4 protein-coding genes are annotated in these 3,663 nt (G+C 51.7%); 1 reads left to right on the top strand and 3 read right to left on the bottom strand.

Features of this window, described 5'->3' with window-relative positions:
* The 3 genes from GX135_07640 to ugpC form a co-directional block, all read right to left on the bottom strand.
* Window positions 1-1,355 (bottom strand): hypothetical protein (locus GX135_07640; GenBank protein NLN85949.1); only part of this gene is annotated, 1,355 nt, incomplete at its 3' end.
* Window positions 1,352-2,104, bottom strand: a complete 753-nt coding sequence (locus GX135_07645; protein NLN85950.1) for a hypothetical protein — start codon at window positions 2,102-2,104, stop codon at window positions 1,352-1,354. The genes GX135_07640 and GX135_07645, both read right to left, overlap by 4 nt.
* A gap of 19 nt (window positions 2,105-2,123) precedes the next feature.
* Entirely contained in the window at window positions 2,124-3,227 is a 1,104-nt protein-coding gene (gene ugpC, locus GX135_07650) for a sn-glycerol-3-phosphate ABC transporter ATP-binding protein UgpC (GenBank protein ID NLN85951.1), read from the bottom strand.
* Between the two features lie 287 nt (window positions 3,228-3,514).
* Between ugpC and GX135_07655 the strand changes: the two genes are divergently transcribed.
* Window positions 3,515-3,663, top strand: a 149-nt coding sequence (locus tag GX135_07655; protein NLN85952.1) for a hypothetical protein, incomplete at its 3' end; no start/stop codon positions are given.

Below are 3,663 nucleotides of genomic sequence, written 5' to 3' on the forward strand. Positions count from 1 at the left end.
CTTTGCAGCCAGGGGTCGAATTCATCGCTTTGCCAGGATTGATGCAGGTTTTGCCAACTGAGGTATTCCAATGCCAGTTTCCAGTCTTTTTTTGTGTAGGCAAAACCCAGCTTGGCGCGATGGCTGTTTCGAGAGTAATTTTGTCGATCTTGCAGGGCGTAAACGAAATCGAAGTTTTGCTGGAGTGTTCCGACAAGCGGGTAGCGTCCCCAAAGCCGAAAGCGATGGTTGCGCGGCTCGCTGGCAACGTAGCTGCTGTCGATTCTGCTGATGATTTCGCTGTCGTAGGATTGGAAAAGGAACCCAAATTGGCGTCCACCGTGGCTGTGGGAAAGGCTGCCAATGAAGCGGGAAAGCGGGCTGCCACCGGCATCGTTGTTGATGGCATAGCGCAGCTTCAGCCTGCTTTTCAGAGGCAGTGGGATAGCCCAATCGAAGTTCCATTCATTGCTATCGGTGTTTTTGGAGAGCAGAGCGGGTGTGAGCGCGAAGGGCAATCTGTTCTGTAACCCGTTGCGGGCGTAGCTGATGCTTTGCTCGAAGCCGCCTGTTTTATAGGAAAAATTCAGCAAAGCGGCGGGGTTTTCATCCAGCAAAACGCTTTCCGCGTCCAGATGGATTTTCTTGATTTTAAAAGAGCCGTAAACGCTTGTTGTCCAATGTGTTTTATCCAATTCAGAGCTGACAAATTCCCGGTCATATTCCAGCCTTTGGCAGAGGATTCCGGCTTGGAGGCGGGGGATTGAAATTCCCGCCGCGGCGGCCAAAATGCTCTCGTTGGCGGTGCTGAACTCTTCACCCCGGCTTTTTTGAATGCTGCGGATGTTTCCCTGGGCATCCAGTTTGGCTTCGCGGTTTTGCATCGATGCGAACACCGTGGCGCGCAAGGCTTTATGGCGATATGCTGCCGCCGCGCCCTGAAGTCCGTAATTGCGTGGAGAGAGTGGATCCAAAAAAGAGAAGAGGCTGTCTGGCTGGGCGCGGGAGGAGCTTCCGGAAACCAAACCGCGTCCAAACCGCAGGCGGTAATTTCCCAAAACGGCATCCCAGTTCGCGGAACCGATGCCAAGCCTGAAGGAGAAGGCATCCAAGTTTTTGTTCAGATCGCGGTTATAGAGGGCTAAAAGCTCTGCGCGGGGCAGTTGCCAGCAGCTGTTGAGATGGATTTGCGGGTTTTTGGAAAAAAGATCGCTGCGCGCAGCCAGCGCCAGGGGCTGTTCGCGAAGTTCGCTGAAAAGCGAAGCCCAGGCTTCTTCAGCTTGGGCGGGGATTTCCAGTTCGGGAAGTTCCTCAGGAATTTGGGCAAAAACCGGGGTCAGGCACACACAGAGCCAAACCAAGGCCAGATATTTCACCAAATATAGCCAAGATCAAGGCTGTGAGAAAGCTTCAGGGCGGAATGGGTGCGGATGGAATACATCAAATCCCAATCCTTGAGTTTGAATTTGAGGCCGGCTCCAAAGCGGGAGGGGTTGTTTTGCCAGGAGCTTTGCAGAAGCAGGTTTTCGCCCAGATCGATGGAAGTGGCAAAGCGGTAACCTCCATCCCCATTTGATGAATAAACATAGCCAGCGCCGGCTTTCACCCCATCCAAGATTTTGGTGCTAACGTTCAGGTGCAGTTCCTGTTCCGGCTTCGCCAGGTTCAAAACTCTGGCTTCATAGCCATAACCGGCACCACGGTATGCCAATCCCAGGTCGCTGTTCCAGCTTTGATGGCTGGAAATATCGCCCGCCCGCTCCAAAAACAGGTGTTGAGAAAATCCGGCAACAAAATCGCCAAAACAGAGCGCCAGTCCCAAGCGGAAATCCTGGCTATTGTAATCGTAATCCCCGCTGTGGGTTGCGCCCACGCCGAGGTTCAGGAAATCAAAGTTTTGCGCGGCTTCGAGGGAAACCGCGGTGGAAGGACCATCCGAAAAGGGAACGCTGGCGGAGATTGCCAAGCCTGTGAAAGGCAGGGCGGGAGTGTGTTGGCGGTCTGCCACGGATTGCGAAAGCAGAGTGATGCCCGCCAAGGCGTTCGCGGAAGCTGTGTTTTGGGGCAGCAGCGCATTCAGGGGCAATGTGAGAAGCAGGAGGCAGCCCAGAATAAGATGTCGCAAGGCTTTCTTCCGCAGAGTGTTAAGCCAGGCGTTCTTCGCTTTCGGCGTCGAAGAAATGCGCCTTTGCCATGTTGAAGCTAACCGTGAGTGGCGCATCGATTTGGGGCAGTTCCTTGGGATCAAAACGTGCGGTGAATTCATGGGTTTTGGTGCTCAAAACAACGTGATATTCACTGCCCAGAGGCTCAACCAGTTCACATTTGGTCTGGACGGTTTGAGGAAAATCAGCCATAGAATCGTAACGGGCGTCGTAAATATCCTCGGGGCGGATGCCCATGATAACTTCCTTGCCCTGCTGTGCTTTAAGCGCTTCGCGGTGTTCGGGGAAAATGGGCGCCACAAAATCACCGCAATCGAAGCTCAATTCGCCATTTATGTTTTCCACCCGACCTTTGACCATATTGATGGCGGGTGAGCCGATGAAACCTGCCACAAACACGTTTATGGGCTTGTTGTAGATGTTCAGCGGAGTGTCGATTTGTTGAATCCAGCCGTCTTTCATCACCACGATGCGGTCTGCCATGGTCATGGCTTCCACCTGGTCGTGAGTTACATAAATCATGGTGTTTTCCAGCTTGCGCTGCAGCTTTACAATCTCGGAGCGCATGGCCACGCGCAGTTTGGCATCCAGGTTCGAGAGCGGTTCGTCGAACAGGAAAACCTTGGGATTGCGCACGATTGCCCTGCCCAGTGCGACGCGCTGACGCTGTCCGCCGGAAAGCTGGGCTGGTTTGCGTTTCAGCATGTCTTCAATGCCCAAAAGCTCTGCCGAGTGCTGCACTTTTTCGCGGATGGTTTTTTTGTCTTCACGCCGCAATTTCAGCGCGAAAGCCATGTTATCAAAAACCGTCATGTGCGGATAGAGCGCGTAGTTTTGAAAGACCATGGCGATGTCGCGGTCTTTGGGTGGAACGTTGTTTACCAGGGTGTCTCCAATCCAAATGTCACCGCTGGAGATTTCTTCCAAACCCGCAATCATGCGCAAAACCGTGCTTTTGCCGCAGCCCGAAGGCCCAACCAGCACCACAAATTCCTTGTCTTCCGCCTCAAAATTGGCATCTTTTACGGCATGAACGCCGTTGTCATAAAACTTATTAAGGTCTTTAACCACGATTTTGGCCATTTGTAAACTCCTTCTGGGCAGAAAAAAATGCAGGGCGCAAAGCTGTCAAGCAGGAAATGCCTCTTCCATAAGTGAAAACTGGATCTGAATATGTCAAAACCAGATGTGATGCCAAAAAAGGGTGGTTTCAACCAGTTTTTCCTTGACAAAAAAAAGAGAACTTAAAAACTTAGTTGAAGAGTGTATAAATAAATCCCGAAAGCGGCGAGGCGTTTTTGTGAATAGCGGGTATTGGCATCGCCGGTTCAGATATGGGATTCATATCCACTTCAAAAAAGGAGAAGAACATGAAAAGATGCTTGATTGTTTTGCTTATTTTGTTTCCCATCATGCTGATGGCTTTTGGCTTTCCCGGCCATAAAACCAACAGGCCAGCCCAAAATCCTCTGCGTTTACTGCAGTGGAAGCTGACGGATTATACAAGCTACACCTATGA

Source organism: Candidatus Cloacimonadota bacterium, from assembly GCA_012522635.1.
Lineage (GTDB): Bacteria > Cloacimonadota > Cloacimonadia > Cloacimonadales > Cloacimonadaceae > Syntrophosphaera.

Coding starts and splice junctions, on each gene's coding strand:
- ugpC (NLN85951.1), bottom strand. CDS start 3,227: ATGGCCAAAATCGTGGTTAAAGACCTTAATAAGTTTTATGACAACGGC.